Genomic DNA, 21,743 nt, shown 5'->3' with positions numbered 1-21,743 from the left:
TTACGGAGCAGTCGATGGTGCCTGCGTGTGCGAGGCTTAGGCGTAGGCGTTGACCAAACGGACGGCGCCGCCATCCACACCCTTGGCGCCCTGGACGTAGTCCGGACCGGTCTTCAGGATTGAATCCGAGTCCGCGGTGACGGTGCCCATGATCCAGGACGGCACGCCGCGGTCGTTGAGGCGGGCCACGGCGGCGTCGGCAGCCTCGGCGGACACGATGGCCACCATGCCCACGCCGAGGTTCAGCGTGCGCTCCAGGTCGGCCAGCGGGACGTTGCCCAGCTCGGAGACCAGCTTGAAGATGGCCGGGAGTTCCCAGGTGGCGCGGTCCACGGTGGCCACGAGGCCCTGCGGCAGCACGCGGGCCAGGTTCGCTGCCAGGCCGCCGCCGGTGACGTGGCTGAAGCCATGCACGGCATTGGCGCTGTTCACGGGGAAGGCGCGGGCCAGGTCCAGGCAGTCGGCGGCGTAGACGCGGGTGGGCTCCAGCAGTTCCTCGCCCAGGGTGCGGCCGAGTTCGGAGATGTGGCGGTCCAGGGACCAGCCGGCGTGGTTGATGACGCGGCGGACCAGGGAGTAGCCGTTGGAGTGCAGGCCGGAGGAGGCCATGCCGATCACAACGTCGCCGGCGCGGACGCGGTCCGGGCCCAGCAGGTCGGAGGCCTCAACAACACCGGTGGCGGCACCGGCGACGTCGTATTCGTGCTCGCCCAGCAGGCCGGGGTGCTCGGCTGTTTCGCCGCCCACCAGGGCGGTGCCGGCCACGGAGCAGGCCGCGGCGATGCCACGGACGATGTCCGCGATGCGCTCCGGAACAACCTTGCCGCAGGCGATGTAGTCGGTCATAAAGAGCGGTTCGGCGCCCACCACCACGATGTCGTCAACCACCATGCCCACCAGGTCAAAGCCGATGGTGTCGTGGATGTCCATGGCCTGGGCGATGGCAACCTTGGTGCCCACGCCGTCGGTGGACGTGGCCAGCAGCGGGCGCTTGTAGGTCAGGAGCCGCGAGACGTCGTACAGGCCGGCGAAGCCGCCCACACCGCCGATCACGGAAGAGTTGTGGGTGGCCTTGACGGCACCCTTCATCAGCTCGACGGCGCGGTCGCCGGCTTCAACGTCAACACCGGCGGAGGCGTAGGTGATGCCCGCGCCCTTCTCTGAAGCGCTGCCGGCGGCGGGGATTGCGGAAGTCATACGGACTCTTTCTTTTCAGCGCCGGGGGTGGTGGCTACGTGGTGGATCGCGGGCACGTGGTCTTCTTCGGTGAGCAGGTTCTCGAACTCGGCGTCCGGTCCCGGATCGCAGCCGGTGGCGCCCGCCTTCTCGGCCGGGTCTTCGCTGTCGTCGCCGGAGGACATGGCCAGTGCCGCCGTTGCGCCGGGGAGAGCAGAGGGCGACGGCGTGAGGCCGCCGAGGTCGGTGCGCTCCAGGAGGTTCTTGCCCAGTTTGTCCGCGCCCGGGAGCTCGATGGGGTACTTGCCGGTGAAGCAGGCGGTGCAGAGCCGCCCGCGCGGCTGCCTGGTGGCTTCGATCATGCCGTCTTCAGAGATGTACGCGAGGGAATCGGCGCCGATGGCATGGGAGATTTCCTCAATGGTGGCGCCGTTGGCGATCAGTTCCGCGCGGGACGCGAAGTCGATGCCGTAGAAGCACGGCCATTTGACCGGCGGGGAGGAGATCTTGATGTGGACGGATGCGGCACCGGCCTCGCGGAGCATCCGGACGATGGCGCGCTGCGTGTTGCCGCGGACGATCGAGTCATCCACCACCACCACGCGCTTGCCGCGGATCACGGACTCGAGGGCGTTCAGCTTGAGCCGGATACCCAGCTGGCGCAGGGTCTGCGAGGGCTGGATGAACGTGCGGCCCACATAGGAGTTCTTGACGAAGCCATGCGCGAAGGGAATGCCGGATTCTTCGGCGTAGCCCACGGCGGCCGGGGTGCCGGACTCCGGAACCGGGATGACGATGTCCGCCTCCTGGGTGTTTTCGCGGGCCAGCTGGCGGCCCATCTCAACACGGGACTCGTACACGGAACGTCCCGCGATGGCGGCGTCCGGACGGGCGAGGTACACGTATTCGAAAACGCAACCAGCCGGCGTCGCCTCCGCGAAGCGCTTGGAACGCACGCCGTCCTCATCGATGGCGATGAATTCGCCCGGCTCGATTTCACGGATGAAGCTGGCGCCCACGGTGGCCAGGGCGGACTGCTCGGAGGCCACCACCCAGCCGCGGTCCAGCCGGCCCAGGACCAGCGGACGGATGCCGTAGGTGTCGCGTGCGGCGTAAAGGGTGCCTTCGTCCATAAACACGAAGCAGAAGCCGCCCTTAATCTTGGGCAGCAGTTCCATGGCGGTCTGTTCGAGGGTCTTGCCCTCCTCGCCTTCGAGCAGCGCCGTGACCAGGGCGGTGTCCGAGGTGTTGCCCTGCTTCATTTCGCCGCTGAGCTGGCCGCCGTTGCGTTCCATGATCATGGCGTTGAGCTCGGCCGTATTGGTCAGGTTGCCGTTGTGAGCCAGTGCAACCGTGCCCGTGCTGGTGGCGCCGAGGGTGGGCTGGGCGTTGGCCCAGTGGCTGGCTCCGGTGGTGGAGTAGCGGCAGTGTCCCACCGCCAGGTGCCCGGTCAGGGTGTTCAGCGTGGTCTCGTCGAAGACCTGGGAAACGAGGCCCATGTCCTTGTAGACGTTGATCCGCTTGCCGTCACTGGTAGCTATACCAGCCGACTCCTGACCGCGGTGCTGCAATGCATACAGCCCGTAATAGGTGAGTTTTGCTACTTCTTCACCTGGTGCCCAGACCCCGAAAACGCCACAAGCGTCCTGAGGTCCCTTTTCGCCAGGGAGAAGATCATGAGAAAGTTTTCCATCGCCGCGTGCCACTGGTCGATTATCTCACGAGATGGGGTAAGACTTTTCCGCCGCCGGCATTGTGACCGGTCCGCAGGCCGGCCGCCTGCGGTTGTGCCTACGGCTGGGCGCCGTCGTCGGGCTCTGAATCCGGGACCGCTTCCACGATGGCGCGTTTCTGGCGCTTGACGCTCCGCCGGTCCAGCAGCAGGGCCACCACGGCGCCCAGCACAGCGCCGCCGGCGCCGAACATCACCAGGAAGAAGCCGAACACCGAGCCGCGCTCGAAGGATTCGTCACCGGGTAGGCCGTACGCGACGGCGGCAGCCACCGCTGCGCCCACGAGGGCACCGAGGATGAGGAACGGCACATATTTCGGTGCCCGGCGGACGGTGACCTCGCGGCGCTCAGCGGGGGTTTCTTCAAAAGCCATGCCCTCTAGCCTACTCATCATTGGGGTCAGTGCTGTGACGTCCGGGACAGGATCCAGGTGTTGGTGCCGTCCTGCCGTTCGAAGGTCACGGTGGTGACCAGCGCCTCGATGAGCGCCAGGCCGCGGCCGGACTCGGAATCGTCGTCCGGGGTTCCCGGTTCCAGGGGGCCGAACGGAGGCTTGGCGAAGTACGCGCTGACCCGGGCCTGCAGGAGCGTGGGCTGGACGCTGATGTCCACTCCCAGCTCCACGGGCTTCTGTGCCTTGGCCGGCCGGGCGTGCTGGACGATGTTGGACGCGGACTCGATCACCGCCGTGGTGAAGGTCATCTGGTCCATGGCCTGGACGAACGGGGCGTCCTCCCAGAGCTTGTCCAGCTCGTCATGGACGGATTCGACGGCGTCAGCGGCGGCCAGTCCCCGGAAGCTCCGCCGGGCCAGGACCTCAGTCATTGCGGAACGCCTCGTCGGCGGAGGCGTAGGCAGTCAGCACCCGGTCCATGCCATTTTCACCTGCGGCTGGACCGCTGCGATGCGAAGGTCCCCGCCGGCCTGGCGGGCGGCCTTGAGGCAGCCGATCAGCGCGCCAAGTCCGGAGGAATCCATAAACGCCGTGTTCTCCAGGTTCACCACGATCCGCGAGGAACCGCCGGCGATCACTTCGGTGACGAATTCGCGCAGTTTGGGCGCGGACACCATGTTCAGCCGCCCGTCCGCCTTAACCTCCGCGTACGAATCCTTGACCTCGTAACTAAACTCCATCGGCTTTCCTCTCTCCGGCATCAACGTCCACGGCGGGTTCGTAGCCCTTGTACAAAACAGCCCGGACCAGGATGCTCATGACCACCAGGTCAAAAATAACCCAGCCCACGTTCACCAGCGTGCCAAGCGGTTCGGCCAGTCCCGTGGCCAGCCGGATAATCCCGACGACGGCGGCCACCGCCAGCAGGACGCTCACCACGATCTGGGGCCGGATGAGGCTCCAGCTGGGGCCGCCGGTCTGGCGGGCTTTGGGGGTGATGGCGAACCCGAGGGGGCGGCCGAACCAGACGTTCCGGGCCGCCGTCGAACACGCCTTGATCCAGGTGGGGAACAGCGCCAGGCTGTACTGCTGCCCGCGCCAGGTGGGGATCCCGCGGCCGGCCACCGCGAACAGCAGCTGGTTGGCGGCCATAAACGGGATGAACCGCAGGAAGAAGTCCCAACTGAGGCTGGACACCGGCAGGACGCCCAGCAGCAGGTAGATGATGGGGGCGGCGAAGTAGATGATCGCCGCGTAACCACTCAGATACGTCCACATGGTGGCGAAGTACATCAGCCGCTGGCCGATCTTCAGGCCCTTCTGGACTAGCGGGTTTTCGCGGAGAAGCACCTGGATGGTCCCCTGCGCCCAGCGGAGGCGCTGGGTGAGCATGGTCTTGAGGTCCTCGGGCGCCAGGCCATAGGCCAGGATCTCGTGGTGGTAGACGCTTTCCCAGCCCATGGCGTGCATGCGCATGGCGGTGGCCATGTCCTCGGTGACGGAGATGGTGGCCAGCGGCATGACCGGCTGGGCTTCATCGTTCCGCTCCACGTTCAGGGCATCCAGGACCGCCTGCACAGATTCCAGCGCGCCCAGCGGGGACCAGTCGCGGGCAGACATACGCTCGACGGCGTCATCGGCCACCACCGGGACGCCGGCGTCACCCACGCGGGCGAGTTCCATGGCCGCGATCTCTTCGAGGTCGGCCTGCAGGGCGGACATGTCAGCCTGGACCAGGGTCTGCACTGCCGCGTCCACGCGGCGGCGGACCCGGTAGGTGATCTCGCTCAGGGGCTGGCCGTCCGCCAGCTGGTCCTGGGCTTCGCGGGTGGCGGCTTCCACCGCGTCCAGCACTTCGGCCACGAGCGGGGTGTTCACGTCCGCGGACTTGCGCGCCTGGCGGATGGCGGACCGGGAGGCGGCGAGGGCGCGGCGGATGCTCTTTTCGGTTTCCTTGACGTAGCCCACCAGGCCCAGCTGCATCAGGGCTTCGCGGCACAGGATGGCGTTGGAGCCGCAGAAGAAGGCTGCGTTCCAGCCGTCCTTGCCCTGCTGGATGGGCCCGTAGAACAGCGGTGCCTGGCTGCCGAGGGGATCGTGGGCGGGCACGTTGGAGAAGTACTGCGGCGTCTGGACCAGGGCCACCCGGCGGTTGTTGAAATAGCCCAGGGTCCTTTCCAGGATGTCCGGCTCGGGGATCTGGTCCGCATCCAGGATCAGCAGGAATTCGCCGTCCGTGACCATCATGGCGTTGTTCAGGTTGCCGGCCTTGGCGTGGCGCGGCACGTTGGCGGTCCAGTCCCCGCTACGCGTCACATACCCCAGCCCGTGCTCGTCGGCGAGGGCCTTCAGCTCGGGGCGGGCGCCGTCGTCGAGAATCCAGGTGCTGTGCGGGTGCCGGATCTGCTGGGCCGCCAGGGCAGTGGTCATGACCATGTCCAGGTCTTCGTTGTACGTGGTGATGAAGACGTCCACGGTGGCATCGTGGGGCGGCGCGGGTGCTCCCTTGCGGATCTTGAGCTGCCACACGGTCATCCCGAACAGCATCACGTCGATCAGGCTGTACGTCTCAGCCAGCACCAGGGGCACGGCGATCCACCAGGCATCCCAGTTCAGCGACGCCGTCCAGCGCCAGCCCACGTAGTTCAGGCCCAGGAGGACCGTCAGGACCACCACCAGGCGGGTCCAGAAGCGCGTCATGCCGTGGCAGGCTCAGGCAGACGGCGGACCACCACTACGGTGACGTCATCCTCGGCGGTTTCGGCAGGGGCCAGGGCCATGATGGCGTCACTGGCGGACTGCGCGGAAATCTGGCCCTGGGCGGCGGCGCGCACTGCCTCGGTGAATTGTTCCACCGAGTCGAAGACGTCCAGCACACCGTCGCTGGCCACCACCAGGGAGTCTCCAGGGGCCAGGCCGACGGCGGACTGCGGCCAGGCGGACCGGTCCAGGCCCCCACGGGCGGACCGCCGCTCGGAAGACGGTGCGCCGACCCTGCGGCGGTGAGGTGCAGCGCCAGTCCGTGGCCGGCGTCGACATAGCTGACGACGCCGGAAGCGGCGTCCAGGCGGGCGTGGAAGAGGGTGACAAACGAGTTGGAGGAATCCAGGTCCGCCGCGATGGTGGTGCTGGCGGACGCGAAGGCGGCGTCGAGGTCCTGGCGCTGTCCCGTGGACCGCATCACGGCCCGGACGGTGGCCGCGATGAGGGCGGCGCCCATGCCCTTGCCCATGGCATCGGCGAATGTCAGGTGCAGGCCCTCGGGCGTGCGGTACCAGTCGTAGAAGTCCCCGCCCACGCTGCGGGAGGGGCGGAAGACACCGGCGACGTCGTACCCGTCCACCCGGACGTCCTCCTGGGGCAGCAGGCTCTGCTGGACCTCGGTGGCACGTTCCAGCTCGCTTGCCACCGCTGTGTCCGCGGCGGAGGGCTGCCGGCGCCGGAACAGGGCGTTGATCCTGGATTGGAGTTCGCGCGGGCTGAAGGGCTTGCTGATGTAGTCGTCGGCGCCGTTGTCCAGGCCCGTGAGCTTGTCCAGTTCGTCGGTGCGGGCGGTCAGCATCACAATGAACGCGTCCGAGAATTCACGCAGGAGTTTGCAGACTTCCAGCCCGTCCACGTCCGGGAGGTTCACGTCCAGGGTGACCAGATCCGGCCTGGCGCGGCGGACCTCCTCCACGCCGGGCAGGCCGGCCTCGGCGTGCGTGACCTCGAAGCCCTGCTTGGCCAGGACCCGGACCAGGAGGCCTCGGATGTCCGGATCGTCCTCAATCACAACGGCGCGACGCGGTTCGGGCATGGAAGGCATGCCTCTACTTCTACCGTATTAAGGCCGGTGAAGCATGTCATGGACCTGACAGCGCAGGTTGAAAGCCGGTGCAGTAGCAGGCTTCCAGGGCCGGCGGCCACGCGCGCACCGGTCTTGCCGGAATATTGGCCCGGCCTTGATGGGACCTTGAGGCTCCTTGGCCACACTCGAAGGACGAGGTGAAGGAATGAGCGGATTGCGGAGGACGGTGCTGGACTGATGGAACCAACTGAATCCGTAAAGCTGCCGGGCAGGCTGGCGCGCTCGTGGCGGCTCTTGAAGCAGGGCCGCCGCCCGCGCAGCACCGCTCATTACCTGAGCCATGCCTGGAAACTCCGCTCGCTGTCCCGGCGGCTGGCCGAAGCCCTGGGGGAGTCCTGGGAGGCCTCGAGCTGGCCGGGGGACCGGCTGGAGGTCGGCGTCGAGCTTTCCGAAAAAGTCGAACAGCTCACACGTCTCCTCAACCGCGAGACCGAACTTCACGGCCGCCTGGCGGCGCTCGTAAAGTAGCCGTTCCCTACTGACCTGTTCCGTGCCACACTGGAGGACAATCAAGTGGCTGGGGGATACCAGGTCAGGAGATTGCCGTGCATTGGTACACAGGGTGGGCTTACCTTTTAGCTGGGCTCATGACCATGGACGCGGTGCTGCTGGCCTTGTGGTTCATAGACAACGACTGGCCGGATAGCTGGTGGAAGAAGCCCTGATTTAGCGCAGGTCCAGGCGCATCAGGACGCGCGGGAATCCGTTGAGCACCGAATCCGTATCGGCGGCCTTGACGAACCCGGCCTTCTCGAAGAGCTTGCGCGTGCCCACGTAGGCCATGGTGAGGTCCACTTTGCGGCCGCCGTTATCCACGGGGTACCCCTCAATGGCGGGCGCGCCGTGGCTGCGGGCCAGCTCCACGGCACCTTTGAGCAGGTGATGGGAGATCCCCTTGCCGCGGTAACCGGGCCGGACCCGGATGCACCACACAGACCAAACGTCCAGGTCATCCACGTGCGGGATCCTGCGGTTGCGGGCAAAGCTGGTGTCGGCGCGCGGGTGGACAGCTGCCCACCCAACTACTTCGCCGCCGTCGTACGCCAGAACCCCTGGCGGCGGATCCTGCGCCACCAGTTCCTTCACGAGGTCGCCGCGGGCCGTCCCGCGCAGCGCAAGGTTCTGCTTGGACGGGATGCGGTAGCTCAGGCACCAGCACACGTTGGCATCGGGCCGCTTAGGGCCAACCAGCGTTTTGACGTCCTCGAACAGCGTTCCCGGGCGGACTTCGATCGCCATGCCTGACTCCCGATCTGTGGGCTACCTGTGCCCCGCCAGACTAGACCCCCAGGGACTCCCGCAGGGCAGCGACGTGGCCCTGCGCCTTGACCTGGTACTGCGCGAGCGCCACGTTGCCGTCGGGGTCCACCACCACGGTGGAGCGGACGAGGCCTTCGACGATCTCGCCGTCGACCAGCTTTTCGCCCCACGCGCCGTAGGCGAGGGCCACTGCGTGGTCCTCGTCGGAGAGCAGCGGGAAGGTCAGGTCAAAGTCGCCCATGAACTTGGCCAGCTTCTCCGGGGCGTCGGGGGAGATGCCCAGGACTTCGTAGCCGGAGCCCTGGAGCGATGAAAGGCTGTCGCGGAAATCGCAGGCCTCGATGGTGCAGCCGGGGGTTGCCGCCTCCGGGTAGAAGTACACGATGACGTTCTTGCCGCGGTACTTGGCCAGAGAGGTTTCGGTGCCCTCGGCGTCCTGCAGGGTGAAATCGGGGGCCTTGGTACCTGGCTGAAGTTTGATGGTCAGTTGGGGGATCATGGCGTTCCTTTGGGAGACTCTGATGGCAAAAGACAGGAAACCAGTGAATCGGCTTTCCACTTTAAACAACAACTCCGGCGTCATTTGAAGTATTCCGGCTGGTCCGGGGCAGGGACCTGTGCGGGGGGCAGTTACCCGTTCCACGAATGTCCGGCGGTCCATTGACTTGAGGCGCCGTATGGATACGGTTAGAGGTACGCACTACAGGTCTCCGCAGTACGTGATCCGCACTACGTAGCCGCTAGCCGGCATCCACGCACACCCGCTTGGTCCCAGCCCTAAGCGCCCGCCGCAAATGATCCCAAGGCTGTTTCCACATGACCGCAAATTTCATCAGAGCACTGGCTGTTAAATCCCTTGACATCCCGGACAAGAAGCGGTGTCCGGACAAGGCCGAGTTCGATCTCGTCACCGTGGACGACTACTCAGTGGCCCGCCTCATCCTCTCTCCTGGCTGGCGCTGGTCCGAGTCCGCCAAGCCCACGGAACTGACGGACTTCTGCGAGCACAACCACCTCGGCTACTGCGTCTCCGGGAGCCTGGAGATTCAAACGTCCGACGGCGTGAGGTCCACCATCCGCGCCCATGACACCTATGCGCTGCCTCCCGGGCATGATGAGTGGGTGGTTGGCTCCGAGCCGTTCGTCGCCATTGAGTTCCTGGGTACGGCGTCCTTCGGCCGGCCGCGGAGCCGGGGATCCCACGCGCTGATTTGAGCCTGTGCTGGCCTGCCGGGGCTAAACAGCCACGGCAGTTTCCGCACGCACGATTCCGTTGTGCACGATCCGCTTGAGCCTTGCCACAACCTCGGCGGGTGGGCAGTCGGCGTCGAGCTGGATGAAGCCCGGATATTCGGGCATGGCGCGGTAGGCGTCCCGCAGGGCCATCAGGTCTTCCAACGTTTCTGCGTCGGTGCCGCGGGCCACGATGCGCTCGTGTGCCAGCGCGGGCTCAACGTCCAGGTGCACCACTGCGTCAGGTGCCGGCAGGGACGAAATCAGCCAGGGGAGCAGCCGGCCGCGGGACAGACGCTTGGCCGTCCGCAGGGCCAGCTGGCAGTGCAGGTGCCGGTCCATCACCACCAGCCCGTCGAAGCGGCTGACCCGGGCATGGGACATGAGCACGTTGGCCACGCGGAGGGTGGTCTCCGCGCCGTCGGCCAGGCGGCGGGGCCAGCGGATGCCCGGCCATTCAGCCAGCACGGACATGCTCCGCCTGCCGGCGTGGTTGCTGAGCAGCAGGGCGTTTTCGCCGTCAGCCTGGGCCGCATCCACCAGGGCGCGGGCGGCCGTGGATTTTCCCGAGCCGTCGATTCCGGTTAAGACAATAAGCACATGGCCTCCTTTCGCCAATGGTTTAACGGAAGGTTTAACGGAAGGGACAGTGTGATTGTCCCATCATGAGGCGGAGGTCACATTAAACTGGCGTCCGGACGGTGCATGCAAGGGGCCTGCAGCCACACCAAGAGGAATGGGGATCTTCGATGCAGTTAGCCCAGCTTGCCGCAATTACGGCGTGCGTACTTTTGGCCGCGCTCGCCGTATTTCAGGCCGCCTTGATCGCGGGAGCACCGCTGGGAAGGTTCGCCTGGGGTGGCCAGCACAACGTCCTGCCCACCAAGCTGCGGATCGGGAGCGCCACCTCGATCGTCCTGTACGTCCTCATCGCCTATGTTGCGCTGGCCAAGGCCGGTATGGCTGCCCCGCTGGTGAACGCAGGCTTCACGGATGTGTTCTGTTGGATGCTGACGGCCTATTTCGCGGTGGGCATCGTGCTGAACGGGATCTCACGCAGCAAGCCGGAGCGCCTTGTCATGACACCCACGGTGGTCATCCTGACAGCCCTCTACCTGGTCCTGTCACTGAATTAGGCTCGGCACCAAGGGGACCAGCCTAGTGCTGTGGTTCGAGAGCGAGCCGCAGCCCGAAGCCGATCAGGACAGTGCCGGTGGTGCGGTCGATGATCCGGAGGCTGCGGGCGCTTTTCAGCCATTTGGAGGCGAAACCTGCCCCGAAAATCAGGAAGGTCAGCCACACAAGGCCCAGGACGCAGTGGACGCCGGCCAGCAAGATTCCCATCAGCAGCGGAGGCGCCCCCGGCGGGATGAACTGGGGAATGGTGGCGATGTAGAAAACGCCGACTTTCGGATTGAGCAGATTAGTGCCTGTCCCGGTCAGCCAGCCCTGAAACAGCTGGGAGGCGGCCGGGACCTCAACCTCCACAGCAGGCGAGGCGGACAACGGGCCCTCGGTCCGGCTCTTCCACAGCAGGGAAGCGCCAAGCCAGACCATGTACGCGGCACCGGCGATGGTGAGCGCCCGGTACGCCAGTTCCGATGCTGCCAGCAGCGCCGAAACACCCACAGCTGCCGCGATTCCCCACACCATCAGTCCGGTGGAGATGCCCAGGGCCGTGGCGAAGGCGAAACCGCGGGTCCTGGCGAGGGATGAACGGAGCACCAGCGCCGTGTCGATGCCCGGAACCAGCGTCAGGAGCCCGGCCACAAGGCCGAACGCGAGCAGTGACTGAAAAAGATCCACGAGCCAAGGATAAGCCGACGACGGCGGCCAACCGGCCGCCGTCGAACGTTAGCGCAGGAGGCGTCTTAGCTGCAGTGCTTCGTGAAGGCGGCGCCGGCTTCCTGGTACTTCGCCTCAAGCTCGGCGAGCTTCGCCTCGTCCGGGGCTTCCTTGGCGGACTCATCGGTGAACGCGATGATGGATCCGAGTGCGGGCTTGAGGTCATCCGATGCCACAACTTCGATGGGCCGGATCTGGTTGGCGAGACGCACCAGGCCGGTCTTGCCCACGTTGTTCGCGGGGTTCGACAGGACAGCCTTGACGCGGTCGCAGGTTTCGGGGGTGGAGAGTTTGGTGGGTGTGGTGCATGCGGAAGCGGAAAGCACGAGGCCGGCAGCGATCAGGGCGGTGGCGAGTTTCTTCATGGGTCCCTCAGTAGTTGATTGAGGTTTCGATTGTAAGCAGAGACCGCGGCAGCGTGCCGATCCGGGGGCTCCGGAGGGTGGAGTGTGACCAGGCAAGGAGGGGGCTCCGGACTCTGGCGGGCCGGTTCTCGGGGTGCATAGACTGGCAGGACAATCGTGCGGGCCTGCCGCAGGTTGGCCCGTGCGGACCACCTAAATTCAAGGAAGAATCATGGCCCGCGCAACCCAGAATTCAGGAAAAGTACAACGCCGTACCGCCATTGGGTTCATCGCGCTGATGGGGCTGTTGGCACCTGTCCTCCCGGCCTCGGCGTCGCCGCCGGAAGACTCCGTCATTGTGCTCAAGGGCGCCACGTCCGCCGAGGGGATCGCCGCCGGCAAGGGAACCACCTTCTACGCCGGCGACCTGGCACTGGGAGACATTTACCGCGGCGACATCCGCGCAGGCACTTCAGAACTGTTCATCGACGTATCGGACTTTGATTCGCAGCCCAGGGCCGCCGTCGGCATGAAGGCCGATACCCGCAACAACCTGCTGTTCGTAGCGGGCGGCGGCACCGGCAAGGCCTTCGTGTACGACACGGAATCGGGGAAGCCGGTTGCGGACATCACCCTCGCTCCGGGCTTCATCAACGACGTCGCGCTGACGCGGGACGGCGCCTGGTTTACGAACTCCGCCGCCGGCCAGCTCTACTTCCTCCCGGTGGGCAGGCACGGCGAACTGGGCGATGTTAAGCCCCTTCCACTGTGCGGGCCTGCCGCCGGGCTGACCGGTCCCTTCAACATCAACGGCATTGCCGCCGCCAAGGGCGACCGGGTCCTGATCGTGGCCCATTCGAACAACGGGGCCCTCTATACCGTGGATCCGGAGACCGGCGAAAGCGCCTTGATTGAGGATGTGGATGTACCGAATGTTGACGGCATCCTGGTCCGTGGCCACACAGTCTGGGCGGTCCAGAACTTCCTGAACCAGATCGTCCGGATCGACCTCTCCAACGATCTCTCGTCTGGCGAGATCGAGGACACCATCACCAGCCGCGCTTTCGATGTCCCCACCACGGTGGCGCGCTTCGGGAACACGCTGGCGGCCGTGAACGCGCAGTTCAGGCGGCCGGCCAGCCCCCACGAAGTGGTGCTGGTGCCGGCAAGGGACTAGGCGAATCACATAGGGACGGTCCTGCCCCGCACGAACGGTGCTGGGCAGGACCGCTCGTGCGGGGCAGGGCCGCTGATGCCGCGTACTTTAGCGGTCGCCCAGGCTGCCGCCGAGCGGCGGGATGGTGCCGCCGTCGTCCGGCTTCTTGACCTTGCGTTGAGCCGCGCTGCGGATCTCGCCCTCTGCCGAGCCGTCCGACTCGCCCTCAAGATCCACCAGGCCGCCGGTCTGGTCGAACGGGTGCGTGTACCGGTTGTAGGCCGACGGCTCGCCCGTGGGGACGGATTCCCGCCAGGCGCCGGTGGCATGGCCCTCGTGTTCGATGAATGCCTTGAACTTCTTCAGGTCGTGCTCCGCCTGGCGGGCCACGACGTGGAGCAGGTCGCCTACCTTCTCCACCATGCCCTCCGGCTGGTACTCCAGCGTGAGGGAGATTTCGGTCTTGTTGCCGCCCGCGTCGGAGAATTCCACGGCGCCGGAGTTCGTGGCCCCTTCGGTGGACGCCCACTCGATCCTGCGGTCCGGGATTTGCTCCACGATGGTGGCTTCCCAGTGACGGCGGACCCCGGCGATGTGCGCCACCCACTTCAGGCGGTCGTCACTGAGCTGGGTCACGCTCTCCACGCCACCCATGAACTGCGGAAAATCCGCGAACTGGGTCCACTGGTTGTAGGCCGTGCTGACCGGTACATCGACCACAATCCGCTTTTCCACTTTGCTGCTCACAACGTCTCCTTTGGCTGGAACGGGCTGATGACAGACTGAATGTAGTCAGTGGCCTTACCGTATCGCCGTCGGGGCGCGTGGGCCAGAGGAGGAGGGCGGCTAATCGTCGTCGGTGTCGGCACCTTCGGCGGGTTCCTGCGAGTGCATGCGGATGTCAGTGGGATCCGCGGCCTCGTCACCTTCGGCCGGAGCCTCGCTGTGAATGCGTAGTGCCGCTACTGGTTTTTCCTTCATGTGAACCGCTCCCGTGGTGTGTGGAATGTGCCTCAATCATCATTCAGCGCCTCCCGAAGCGGGGTGTCAATAACCATTCCAGAGCTCTGGCCGTGGCACGTGTTCTGTGCTGGACTGGGGACGCACTGTGCCCGCTTTATCCTGTAAAAGCTCCACGGCCAGCCGGTTCAGCCGGCTGTTGGGAAGGAACAATCTCATGGCAACGCAGAAAATCGGATACTTCGTGGGGAGCCTGGCCACCGGCTCCATCAACCGCACACTCGCCAAGGCCCTCATCAAGCTGGCCCCGGCGGACCTCGAATTCACCGAGATCCCCATCAAGGACCTGCCCCTCTACAGCTACGACTACGACGCCGATTTCCCGCCGGCGGGCCGCGCCCTCAAGGACGCGATCGAGGCCTCGGACGGCATCCTCTTTGTGTCACCCGAATACAACCGCTCCATTCCGGGAGCGCTCAAGAACGCCATCGACTGGGCATCGCGGCCCTGGGGTACCAACTCCTTCGCACGCAAACCGACCGGCATCATCGGCGCCTCGCCGGGCAGTATCGGCACTGCCGTGATGCAGTCCTCCATGCGCAGCGTGCTCAGCTTCCTGGACGCCCCCCAATTGAATGCCCCGGAAGTCTATATTCACTACAAACCGGAGGTCTTCGGCGACGACGGCGAGATCCGGGATGAGGGCACCGCCAAGTTCCTGCGGCACTACATGGAGGAATACGGCGCCTTCGTGGAGCGGGTGCTGGCAGCGAACGCGCCGGGCCACATCGGCGATCTCGAGCCGGACCCGGAGAAGCTGTCCCGGTAAGGGCGTCAGTCCAGTGGCAGGGTTACCGTCACGGTGGTGCCCTGCCCTGGCTTCGAACAGACGCTGACGGTGCCGCCGGCCTCATGTACTGCCACGGACATCAGCCGCAGCCCGTAGCCGTGATTCTTGCCGCTTAACGCGAGGTCGCAGTCAAAGCCCGTGCCGTCGTCGGACACTACAAGACGAATGCCGTGGTCAACAGCGGACAACTGGACGGTGAGCTCGGCGGCGTCGGAGTATTTTAAGGCGTTGCTCAGCGCTTCGCGCGCCGATTGGTAGAGGAGGAGCGCGCAGTCCGCCGGGATCTCGATGCCCCAGTGCGGAGTATCCCAGCGGACTGCCGTTCCTTGCTGGCGGAGCGGGGCGGTCAGCCGGTCAATGCAACCGGCCAGCCCCAAGGTGTGGAAGTCGAGTGGGTGGTGATCCGTGATCATTCCTCCCACCGCGTCGACCTCGCCCAGAGCTGATTCGTTCCCCATGAATCTTCCTGCTTCCCCGCCGTTTTCTTGTGGTGCTAAATCCAGCGTGGACCGCCAACTGCATGAGTTGCCAAGGGTTGGCTCAAGTTTGGATCAATTTTTCGATGGAATTGGCGCGATCTGTCCTATGGCGCTGTTGGGCGCCGCCCGGCCCCGGCGGTCAGGGCCGCATTGGCCGCGGCGATCAGGAAAATGCCGGCCCACTGCACAATCCCTAAGGCTTCGCCGAGGGCCAGCGCCCCGACCAATGCCGCAAAGACGGGGTTGATGCTCATCAAAACACCGAACAGGCTGGTCGGGATGCGACGCAGGGTGATCACGTCCGCGACGTACGGGACCACGGACGCCAGCACGCCGGCGCCTGCTGCGCAGAGGATGGTGAACGCGTCGGGCTGGTGGTTGACGAACGTCACCAGCCCCACGGGGAGGAACAGCGCCGCGGACAGGCCCGTTGCGGCAGCTGTCCCCTGGATGCCCTGGATCCGCTTGCCCACGGTCCTGTTCAGGAGAATGTAGGCGGCCCAGCTGCCGGCGGCAACCAGCGCCAGGCCGATGCCCATGTAATCCGTGGACGCCTCCGGCTGGGTGATGGCCACAACGCCAGCAGCAGCCAGGAGGGCGCAGGCTGCGCTCGCTTTGGTCCGTGAACCGATCAGGGCGAGGGCCAGGGGACCCAGGAATTCAAGCGTGACCGCGAGCCCCAGCCCGATGCGCTCCACCGCCGCGTACAGGGAAAGGTTCATCGTCCCGAACACCAGCGCCAGCAGAAGTATGGGCCACCACTGGTGGCGGGTGAAGGAGAAGATGCGTGGCCGGACCAGGGGCAGCAGCACAGCCGCGGCAATGAGCTGCCGAGCTGCCACCACGCCCACCGGGCCGATCGCAGGGAAGGCCAGTGAACCGCTGGCCGCACCCAGCTGGTTTGAGAGTGCGCTCGCCACGAGAATGGCGCCGGCCCGGCCGCGGCCTGCGGTAAGTGTGTTGTCCATCCTTGGAGTGTGGGGCCGCCGGGGTTGCGTCCAAAATGCATAGACGGGCTCTCTTATGCGTCCCGCGTATGAATAGACTGGCCTCATGGACATGGAGCTGAGGCACCTGCGTTGCCTGGTTGGGGTGGCCGAGGCGGGCACGTTTACTGACGCCGCCATTGACCTGGGGATGTCGCAGGCGGCGGTGTCGCGCAACATCGCTGCGCTGGAGCGCGCCTTGGGCGTGCGCCTGATGCACCGCACCACCAGGAGCATTGAGTTCACCGCCGCCGGCGACCGGACGGTCCGGCATGCCCGCCGTGTCCTCTCGATTGTTGAGGCCATCCAGCAGGAGGCGGCCGACGGCGGCGGAACAGTCCGGATCGGCTACGCCTGGTCCGCGCTGGGCAGGCACACCACGGAGTTCCAGCGCAGATGGGCCGACGCGTTTCCCAACACCGAGCTGCGCCTCATCCGGACCAACACCCCGACGGCGGGGCTGTCGGAAGGAACCAGTGACTTTGCCATCCTGCGGCGGGTCCCTGACACGGCGGCCATCAGCCTTGTACTCATCGGACTCGAGAGCCGCTTCTGTGCCATGGCAGCGGATGACGCCCTTGCCGGCAAGCGAAGCATCACCCTTGCAGAAGCCGCGACCAAACCCATTGCCCTGGACCGGCGCACCGGAAGCACGCGGCTGGACCTGTGGCAGAAAGGCCAGCAGCCGCAGCGCACTATCGCCACGGATGACGTCGACGATTGGCTGACGGCGATCGGCAGCGGCAAGGCGCGGGGCATCACGGCAGAATCAACGGCGCACCAGTACCGACGCAAGGGTGTTGTGTACCGGCACGTGCGGGATGCCGCCCCGGTCCCCGTTTACGTTGCCTGGTCCAAGTCCGACCCGCCCGTGGGCTTCCAGGGCGTCGTCGAGCTGCTTGCGGCCCTTTATTCCTGACCGGGGCGACTCCTGACCGGGGCGTTTGCAGGATCCTTTTGTTATCCCTGCAACGGTTCGGTGCCAATCGGGCCGCCGTTGGATCCTTATGCGCCCGGCAGCACCACAATTTAAGGACCAAAAGTCAGGCCCAAAGGAGGGTGTGATGCGCAGTCCCGCCGCGTCAGGCGCGGTAATTCCCACGGTTCTTCTGTCCGCCTTGCTGCTCGCCGGCTGCGGTCCACAGGCGGGACCGCCGACGACGTCGGCCAGTCCCAGCTCCACAGTCACTTCCGCGACCGCTACCCCAACAACGACTCCGACGGCCGACGGCTCACCCACCGCAACCGCGCAGCCGTCGGCCGCCTGGACGAGCTTCACCACGGCGGACGGCCAACTGACGTTCGAACACCCGGCGGCGTGGAGCGTCAGGGATCCCGCAGGGGAACTGCCTGAAGGCGGCGGCGCCTTCGCGGAGGTGACCAACCAGGCAGGCAAGGCGCTTGCTACCCTCCGGACTAATATGGCCACCGGCTCCACATGCATGGAGCGGTACCCGTATTCGGTGCTGGAGTCAGAAGAGCTGCCGGCCCTGGCACAAAACGGCACAGCGCCCCGGTACATATTTGAGACCCGCGGCAACGATGCAATGCCAGGTCCGGCCGACACCCCGGCAGCGGCCTACGGCATCCAAACCAGTGCGCTGCCCACCGGTGACTCTGCCTGCGCCATCTTCCACTTCTTCACCTGGCCGCCCACTGCTGCGATGTTCGGGGCGTTCTACAGCCCGGAGAACAACGTGACGCCGGGTGCCGAGTCCCTGCCCTACCTGGAGCAGGCCAAAAAGTACGCCGAGACGGACGAGTACCAGGACATCAAGCGGATGATCACGTCGCTGCGGCCAGCATGATGACGCGAATCGACATGGTCAGGACCAGTCGAAGAATCCCTTGCCGGTCTTGCGGCCCAGCTCGCCGCGGGCCACCTTGTCCCTGAGGATCTGCGGCGGGGCGAACCGCTCCCCGAGCGTTGACTGCAGGTATTCGGCGATGCCCAGCCGGACGTCCAGGCCCACAATGTCAGTGGTTCTCAGCGGGCCCGTGGGGTGCTTGTAGCCCAGGACCATGGCGGCGTCGATGTCCTCCGGAGACGCGACACCCTCTTCCACCATGCGCATCGCTTCCAGCGCGATGGCCACGCCCAGCCGTGAGGAGGCAAAGCCCGGTGCGTCGTTGACGACGACGGCGGTTTTGCCGAGTGCCTCGACCCACCTTTTCGCGGCCGCGGCCAGGTCCGGGGAGGTTTGCTCGCCGAGTACCACTTCGATGAGGGTGGACGCGGGGACGGGGTTGAAGAAGTGCAGGCCCAGGAAGTTCTGCGGGCGTTTGAGTTCACGGGCCAGGCCGTTGACCGACAGCGACGAGGTGTTGGAGGCGAGGTAGGCGTCCTCGGCCAGGCGTTCCTCGATGCCGCGGAGCGAGGTGACCTTCAGGTCCCAGTCCTCGGGGACGGCTTCGACCACGAGTTGGCGGTCCTTGAAGTCGTCGTAATCCACCGTGACGGCGAGCCGGGACACCATCTCATCCAGGTTGGCGTCCGTGGCGCCGCGTTCGATGCTCTTCGCGGCGGCGGATTCCACGCGGTCCCGGGCGGCTGCTGCGGAGGCTTCGTCGCGCTCCACCACCAGGACGTTGGCCCCGTTGACGAGAAAGGCGTGGGCGATTCCGGCGCCCATGCGGCCGCCGCCGAGGACGCCGACGTTGGAGGGAAGGTTCGGCTTCGTCATGGTTTCTTCTCTGTCCTGTTGTCGCCTGATTTTCTGTCGAGGAACGCCTGCATGCGGTCAAATTTGGCCTGGGATTCAAAGAGGATTCCCTGCGCCAGCTGGTCGATCAGCGGGTGCGCTTCGGCCGGGGCATGGAACACGGACTTCGTGATGCGCACCGCCAGCCGGTCCTGGCGGCCTATCCGGTCAGCGAGGTTGTTCGCGGCGTCCATCAGCTCGGGGGCTTCGTGGATTTCGGTGATGAGGTTCGCGGCCAGGGCGTCCTCTGCCCGGAGCACCAGGCCGGCCAGCAGGATTTGCTTGGCCAGAGGTTCGCCCACCAGCTCTTTTAGGCGCCAGCTGGCTCCGGCGGCGGCGAGGATTCCCAGCCCTGTTTCGGGGTTGCCGATCCGGACACTGGGCGTGCCGATCCGGAAGTCCGCGGCGTAGGCGAGTTCGGCGCCGCCGCCCAGGCAGTACCCGTCCAGTGCGGCGATCACCGGCATGGGCAGCTTGGCGATCCGCACGAAGATGGTGGAGTTGATGCCCTGCAGGGCGTCGTCCCGGCGCCGATCGCGCAGCTGGGCGATGTCCGCACCCGAGGCGAAAACGCCGTCGACCCCGGCGATGATCAGGACTTTGGGATTCTGCTCCAGTGCCGCGCAGACCACGTGCAGTTCGTCCACCATCTGCTGGTCGATGGCGTTCCGGACCTCCGGGCGGTTGAGCAGGACCACCACCCGGTCCTCGCGCTCCTCGACCACGAGGGTGCTGAAGTCACGGGTGCTTAAGTGTCCGTTCGCGCCGTTTGAGGGGGTGGGCATCAGACACGCTCCAGCAGCATCGCGGTGCCCTGGCCCACGCCCACACACATCGTAGCCAGGCCGATCTTCGCGTCCTCGCGTTCCATCCGGCCCAGCAGGGTGATGGCGAGCCGCGAGCCGCTGGAACCAAGCGGATGCCCCAGACTGATGGCGCCGCCGTCGTTATTCACCGTGTCCGGGTCCAGCCCGAGCCGGCGCATACTCGCGAGCGACTGCGTGGCGAACGCTTCGTTAAGCTCGACGGCGCCCAGGTCACCAACGCTGAGGCCGCTCCGTGCGAGCACTTTCTGCGTCGCCGGGACCGGGCCGATGCCCATGATCTCGGGTTCGCAGCCGGCCGAGGCGCCGTCGATGATCCGGGCCCTCGGTGTCAGGCCCAGCCTTTGGATCGCGGCTTCGGAGGCCACGATGATGGCCGACGCGCCGTCGTTCAGCGTGGAGGAGTTTCCCGCGGTCACCACGGAACCACCCGGGACCACCGGTCGCAGCCCGGCCAGGACTTCCAGGGTGGTGCCCGCACGGGGGCCCTCATCGGTGTCCACCACCGTTTCGGACTTGCGGGTCTTGACCGTCACCGGGACGATCTCGTCCTTGAACCGGCCCTCGGCGATGGCGGACAGGGCGCGTTCGTGGGAGCGGACCGCGAAGGCGTCCGCGTCCTCGCGGGAGATGCCATCCATGCGGGCCACTTCTTCCGCAGTTTCCGGCATGGAGTACGTCATCTTGCCGTCCCGCGCCAGCTCACCCTTTTGGAACTTCGGGTTGGCGAACCGCCAGCCGATGGACGTATCGAAGATCTGGCCCGGCTTCGCAAATGCCGTGGCCGGCTTCTCCTGGACCCACGGCGCGCGGCTCATGGACTCCACGCCGCCGGCGATCACAATATCCGCAGCGCCGGACTTGATCATCTGGCTTGCCTGGATGATGGCGCTCAGTCCGGACGCGCACAGCCGGTTCACCGTGATCCCCGGGATGTGGAGGGGCAGTCCTGCCAGCAGGACTGCCATCCGGGCCACGTTGCGGTTTTCCTCGCCCGCACCGTTCGCATTGCCCAGGATGACTTCCTCGATGCTGTCCGGGTCAAGGCCCGCACGGGACACCGCCTCCCGGACCACCAGTGCGGCCAGATCATCGGGGCGGACCGAGGACAACACCCCGCCGTACCTGCCCACGGGAGTGCGGACGCCGCCAACAAGAAAAGCCTCAACCATAAGAACAAATCCTTTACACCAGGCAACCGGGGCCGGACAAGAATTAGTTACCGACCGTTCGTTCTATAAAGATTGCATGCCAAGCCGCGGAGGTCAACTGCTAGCGGGCCGCGTGAAGTCCGTCGAAAGCGATGGTGATGACGTCGTCGGCCAGCTTTTCGGGTGAGAGGGAGCCTCCCGGTTTGTACCATTCGACGATCGAGTTGATGGTGCCGAACAGCAGCCGCGTCACGGTGCGCGGGTCAATGTCCTGCCGCAACGATCCTTCGTCGCGGGCCGCCGAAATGAGCCCCGCCACCTCGTGGTCGAAGGCGCGGCGGCGTTCCAGGGCGTCGCGTTCAATCTCGGTGTTGCCCCGCAAGCGCAGGAGCAGCGTGACGAACGGCAGGCGCTCCACCAGCACCGCCACCGTTTGCCGCAGCACAAATTCCAGCCGTGCGTCAGCCGCGCCGGTCCTGGCCTGAGGGGCTTCCAGGATGGCCTCCAGGCCGCCGAGCGCATGATCCAGCGCCAGCTTAAGGAGGTCCCCCTTGGAGGGCACATGGTGGTAGATGGCCGACTTGGAGATGCCCAGGTTCTCGGCCAGGATGCCCATGGAGGTCGCATCGTAGCCGTGCCGGTTAAAAACGTCGACGGCGATGAGCAGCACGGACTGCTGGTCATAACCGGGGCGGCCTCGCTTGGTGGCGGCGGTGCTGGCTGTTTCAGTGGTGCTGGGCATGGTGTCTAGTTTCTCACGAACGGTCGGTCAGGCGGTGCAGCCGGGAGGCTGCACCGCC

The 21,743-nt window shown here is 66.0% G+C and carries 25 protein-coding genes and 2 pseudogenes; 7 read left to right on the top strand and 20 right to left on the bottom strand.

Features of this window, described 5'->3' with window-relative positions; translation table 11 throughout:
- Positions 1-36: 36 nt before the first annotated feature.
- The 7 genes and pseudogenes from purM to AC3IT0_RS20490 form a co-directional block, all read right to left on the bottom strand.
- On the bottom strand, positions 37-1,197 hold the full coding sequence (gene purM, locus AC3IT0_RS20520; protein ID WP_489321487.1) for a phosphoribosylformylglycinamidine cyclo-ligase: 1,161 nt from the start codon (positions 1,195-1,197) through the stop codon (positions 37-39).
- A complete protein-coding gene (gene purF, locus AC3IT0_RS20515) occupies positions 1,194-2,882 on the bottom strand; it encodes an amidophosphoribosyltransferase (protein WP_489321486.1) in 1,689 nt (562 codons plus the stop codon). The genes purM and purF overlap by 4 nt, the downstream gene beginning before the upstream one ends.
- Before the next feature lie 85 nt (positions 2,883-2,967).
- Positions 2,968-3,282, bottom strand: a complete 315-nt coding sequence (locus AC3IT0_RS20510) for a hypothetical protein (RefSeq protein ID WP_058930964.1) — start codon at positions 3,280-3,282, stop codon at positions 2,968-2,970.
- 26 nt (positions 3,283-3,308) lie between these two features.
- Entirely contained in the window at positions 3,309-3,734 is a 426-nt protein-coding gene (locus tag AC3IT0_RS20505; RefSeq protein ID WP_489321485.1) for an ATP-binding protein, read from the bottom strand.
- Positions 3,727-4,043: pseudogene (locus AC3IT0_RS20500) on the bottom strand (STAS domain-containing protein). The gene AC3IT0_RS20505 and the pseudogene AC3IT0_RS20500 overlap by 8 nt, the downstream one beginning before the upstream one ends.
- Positions 4,033-6,003: a glycosyltransferase gene (locus tag AC3IT0_RS20495; protein WP_489321484.1), complete on the bottom strand. Its 1,971-nt coding sequence runs from the start codon at positions 6,001-6,003 to the stop codon at positions 4,033-4,035. Before AC3IT0_RS20495 ends, AC3IT0_RS20500 begins: the two are co-directional and overlap by 11 nt.
- Positions 6,000-7,111: pseudogene (locus AC3IT0_RS20490) on the bottom strand (PP2C family protein-serine/threonine phosphatase). Before AC3IT0_RS20490 ends, AC3IT0_RS20495 begins: the two are co-directional and overlap by 4 nt.
- 219 nt (positions 7,112-7,330) lie before the next feature.
- Between AC3IT0_RS20490 and AC3IT0_RS20485 the strand changes: the two are divergent.
- A complete protein-coding gene (locus tag AC3IT0_RS20485) occupies positions 7,331-7,621 on the top strand; it encodes a hypothetical protein (protein ID WP_489321483.1) in 291 nt (96 codons plus the stop codon).
- Positions 7,622-7,819: 198 nt separating this feature from the next.
- On the opposite strand, the gene AC3IT0_RS20480 is transcribed toward AC3IT0_RS20485, so the two are convergent.
- Positions 7,820-8,392, bottom strand: coding sequence for a GNAT family N-acetyltransferase (locus AC3IT0_RS20480; protein ID WP_489321482.1), 573 nt, complete (start codon positions 8,390-8,392; stop codon positions 7,820-7,822).
- A gap of 40 nt (positions 8,393-8,432) precedes the next feature.
- Complete coding sequence (gene bcp, locus AC3IT0_RS20475) at positions 8,433-8,912, bottom strand: thioredoxin-dependent thiol peroxidase (RefSeq protein ID WP_489321481.1); 480 nt, start codon at positions 8,910-8,912, stop codon at positions 8,433-8,435.
- A gap of 317 nt (positions 8,913-9,229) precedes the next feature.
- Between bcp and AC3IT0_RS20470 the strand changes: the two genes are divergently transcribed.
- Positions 9,230-9,628, top strand: coding sequence for a cupin domain-containing protein (locus AC3IT0_RS20470; protein ID WP_489321480.1), 399 nt, complete (start codon positions 9,230-9,232; stop codon positions 9,626-9,628).
- Positions 9,629-9,649: 21 nt separating this feature from the next.
- On the opposite strand, the gene AC3IT0_RS20465 is transcribed toward AC3IT0_RS20470, so the two are convergent.
- Positions 9,650-10,246, bottom strand: coding sequence for a nucleoside/nucleotide kinase family protein (locus AC3IT0_RS20465; RefSeq protein ID WP_489321479.1), 597 nt, complete (start codon positions 10,244-10,246; stop codon positions 9,650-9,652).
- Between the two features lie 149 nt (positions 10,247-10,395).
- Here AC3IT0_RS20465 and AC3IT0_RS20460 point away from each other — a divergent pair, with 149 nt between their 5' ends.
- Positions 10,396-10,782 carry a hypothetical protein gene (locus tag AC3IT0_RS20460; RefSeq protein ID WP_489321478.1) on the top strand — a complete coding sequence of 129 codons (387 nt, stop codon included), beginning with the start codon at positions 10,396-10,398 and terminating at the stop codon, positions 10,780-10,782.
- Positions 10,783-10,804: 22 nt separating this feature from the next.
- On the opposite strand, the gene AC3IT0_RS20455 is transcribed toward AC3IT0_RS20460, so the two are convergent.
- On the bottom strand, positions 10,805-11,452 hold the full coding sequence (locus tag AC3IT0_RS20455) for a LysE family translocator (RefSeq protein WP_489321477.1): 648 nt from the start codon (positions 11,450-11,452) through the stop codon (positions 10,805-10,807).
- Positions 11,453-11,517: 65 nt separating this feature from the next.
- The gene (locus AC3IT0_RS20450) at positions 11,518-11,856 is read right to left on the bottom strand and encodes a hypothetical protein (RefSeq protein WP_489321476.1); all 339 of its coding nucleotides are present in this window, start codon (positions 11,854-11,856) and stop codon (positions 11,518-11,520) included.
- Between the two features lie 211 nt (positions 11,857-12,067).
- Between AC3IT0_RS20450 and AC3IT0_RS20445 the strand changes: the two genes are divergently transcribed.
- On the top strand, positions 12,068-13,012 hold the full coding sequence (locus tag AC3IT0_RS20445) for an SMP-30/gluconolactonase/LRE family protein (RefSeq protein WP_489321475.1): 945 nt from the start codon (positions 12,068-12,070) through the stop codon (positions 13,010-13,012).
- Positions 13,013-13,099: 87 nt separating this feature from the next.
- Here AC3IT0_RS20445 and AC3IT0_RS20440 read toward each other — a convergent pair whose 3' ends face one another.
- Both AC3IT0_RS20440 and AC3IT0_RS20435 read right to left on the bottom strand, forming a co-directional pair.
- Positions 13,100-13,738 (bottom strand): SRPBCC family protein, encoded by a 639-nt coding sequence (locus tag AC3IT0_RS20440; RefSeq protein ID WP_489321474.1) that lies wholly within the window; start codon positions 13,736-13,738, stop codon positions 13,100-13,102.
- A gap of 99 nt (positions 13,739-13,837) precedes the next feature.
- A complete protein-coding gene (locus AC3IT0_RS20435; protein WP_489321473.1) occupies positions 13,838-13,972 on the bottom strand; it encodes a hypothetical protein in 135 nt (44 codons plus the stop codon).
- Positions 13,973-14,168: 196 nt separating this feature from the next.
- Here AC3IT0_RS20435 and AC3IT0_RS20430 point away from each other — a divergent pair, with 196 nt between their 5' ends.
- Positions 14,169-14,780, top strand: coding sequence for an NADPH-dependent FMN reductase (locus AC3IT0_RS20430; RefSeq protein ID WP_489321472.1), 612 nt, complete (start codon positions 14,169-14,171; stop codon positions 14,778-14,780).
- A 5-nt stretch (positions 14,781-14,785) separates the two neighbouring features.
- Here the strand turns inward: AC3IT0_RS20430 and AC3IT0_RS20425 are convergent, their stop codons facing one another.
- Together AC3IT0_RS20425 and AC3IT0_RS20420 are read right to left on the bottom strand one after the other, a co-directional pair.
- Positions 14,786-15,259: a sensor histidine kinase gene (locus AC3IT0_RS20425; RefSeq protein ID WP_489321471.1), complete on the bottom strand. Its 474-nt coding sequence runs from the start codon at positions 15,257-15,259 to the stop codon at positions 14,786-14,788.
- A gap of 125 nt (positions 15,260-15,384) precedes the next feature.
- Entirely contained in the window at positions 15,385-16,248 is an 864-nt protein-coding gene (locus AC3IT0_RS20420) for an EamA family transporter (RefSeq protein ID WP_489321470.1), read from the bottom strand.
- Positions 16,249-16,333: 85 nt separating this feature from the next.
- Between AC3IT0_RS20420 and AC3IT0_RS20415 the strand changes: the two genes are divergently transcribed.
- Positions 16,334-17,185, top strand: a complete 852-nt coding sequence (locus tag AC3IT0_RS20415) for a LysR family transcriptional regulator (RefSeq protein WP_489321469.1) — start codon at positions 16,334-16,336, stop codon at positions 17,183-17,185.
- Between the two features lie 145 nt (positions 17,186-17,330).
- Entirely contained in the window at positions 17,331-18,074 is a 744-nt protein-coding gene (locus tag AC3IT0_RS20410; RefSeq protein WP_489321468.1) for a hypothetical protein, read from the top strand.
- An 18-nt stretch (positions 18,075-18,092) separates the two neighbouring features.
- On the opposite strand, the gene AC3IT0_RS20405 is transcribed toward AC3IT0_RS20410, so the two are convergent.
- The 4 genes from AC3IT0_RS20405 to AC3IT0_RS20390 form a co-directional block, all read right to left on the bottom strand.
- On the bottom strand, positions 18,093-18,950 hold the full coding sequence (locus AC3IT0_RS20405) for a 3-hydroxyacyl-CoA dehydrogenase family protein (protein WP_489321467.1): 858 nt from the start codon (positions 18,948-18,950) through the stop codon (positions 18,093-18,095).
- Positions 18,947-19,753 (bottom strand): enoyl-CoA hydratase/isomerase family protein, encoded by an 807-nt coding sequence (locus tag AC3IT0_RS20400; RefSeq protein ID WP_489321466.1) that lies wholly within the window; start codon positions 19,751-19,753, stop codon positions 18,947-18,949. Before AC3IT0_RS20400 ends, AC3IT0_RS20405 begins: the two co-directional genes overlap by 4 nt.
- Positions 19,753-20,964 (bottom strand): thiolase family protein, encoded by a 1,212-nt coding sequence (locus AC3IT0_RS20395; RefSeq protein WP_489321465.1) that lies wholly within the window; start codon positions 20,962-20,964, stop codon positions 19,753-19,755. Before AC3IT0_RS20395 ends, AC3IT0_RS20400 begins: the two co-directional genes overlap by 1 nt.
- Positions 20,965-21,064: 100 nt before the next feature.
- On the bottom strand, positions 21,065-21,685 hold the full coding sequence (locus tag AC3IT0_RS20390; RefSeq protein ID WP_489321464.1) for a TetR/AcrR family transcriptional regulator: 621 nt from the start codon (positions 21,683-21,685) through the stop codon (positions 21,065-21,067).
- Between the last annotated feature and the right edge of the window lie 58 nt (positions 21,686-21,743).

This window comes from Pseudarthrobacter sp. KH_020_B, assembly GCF_057840185.1.
Note: the sequence above shows the minus strand (reverse complement) of the source record. Positions and strands in the feature narration are given on the sequence as shown.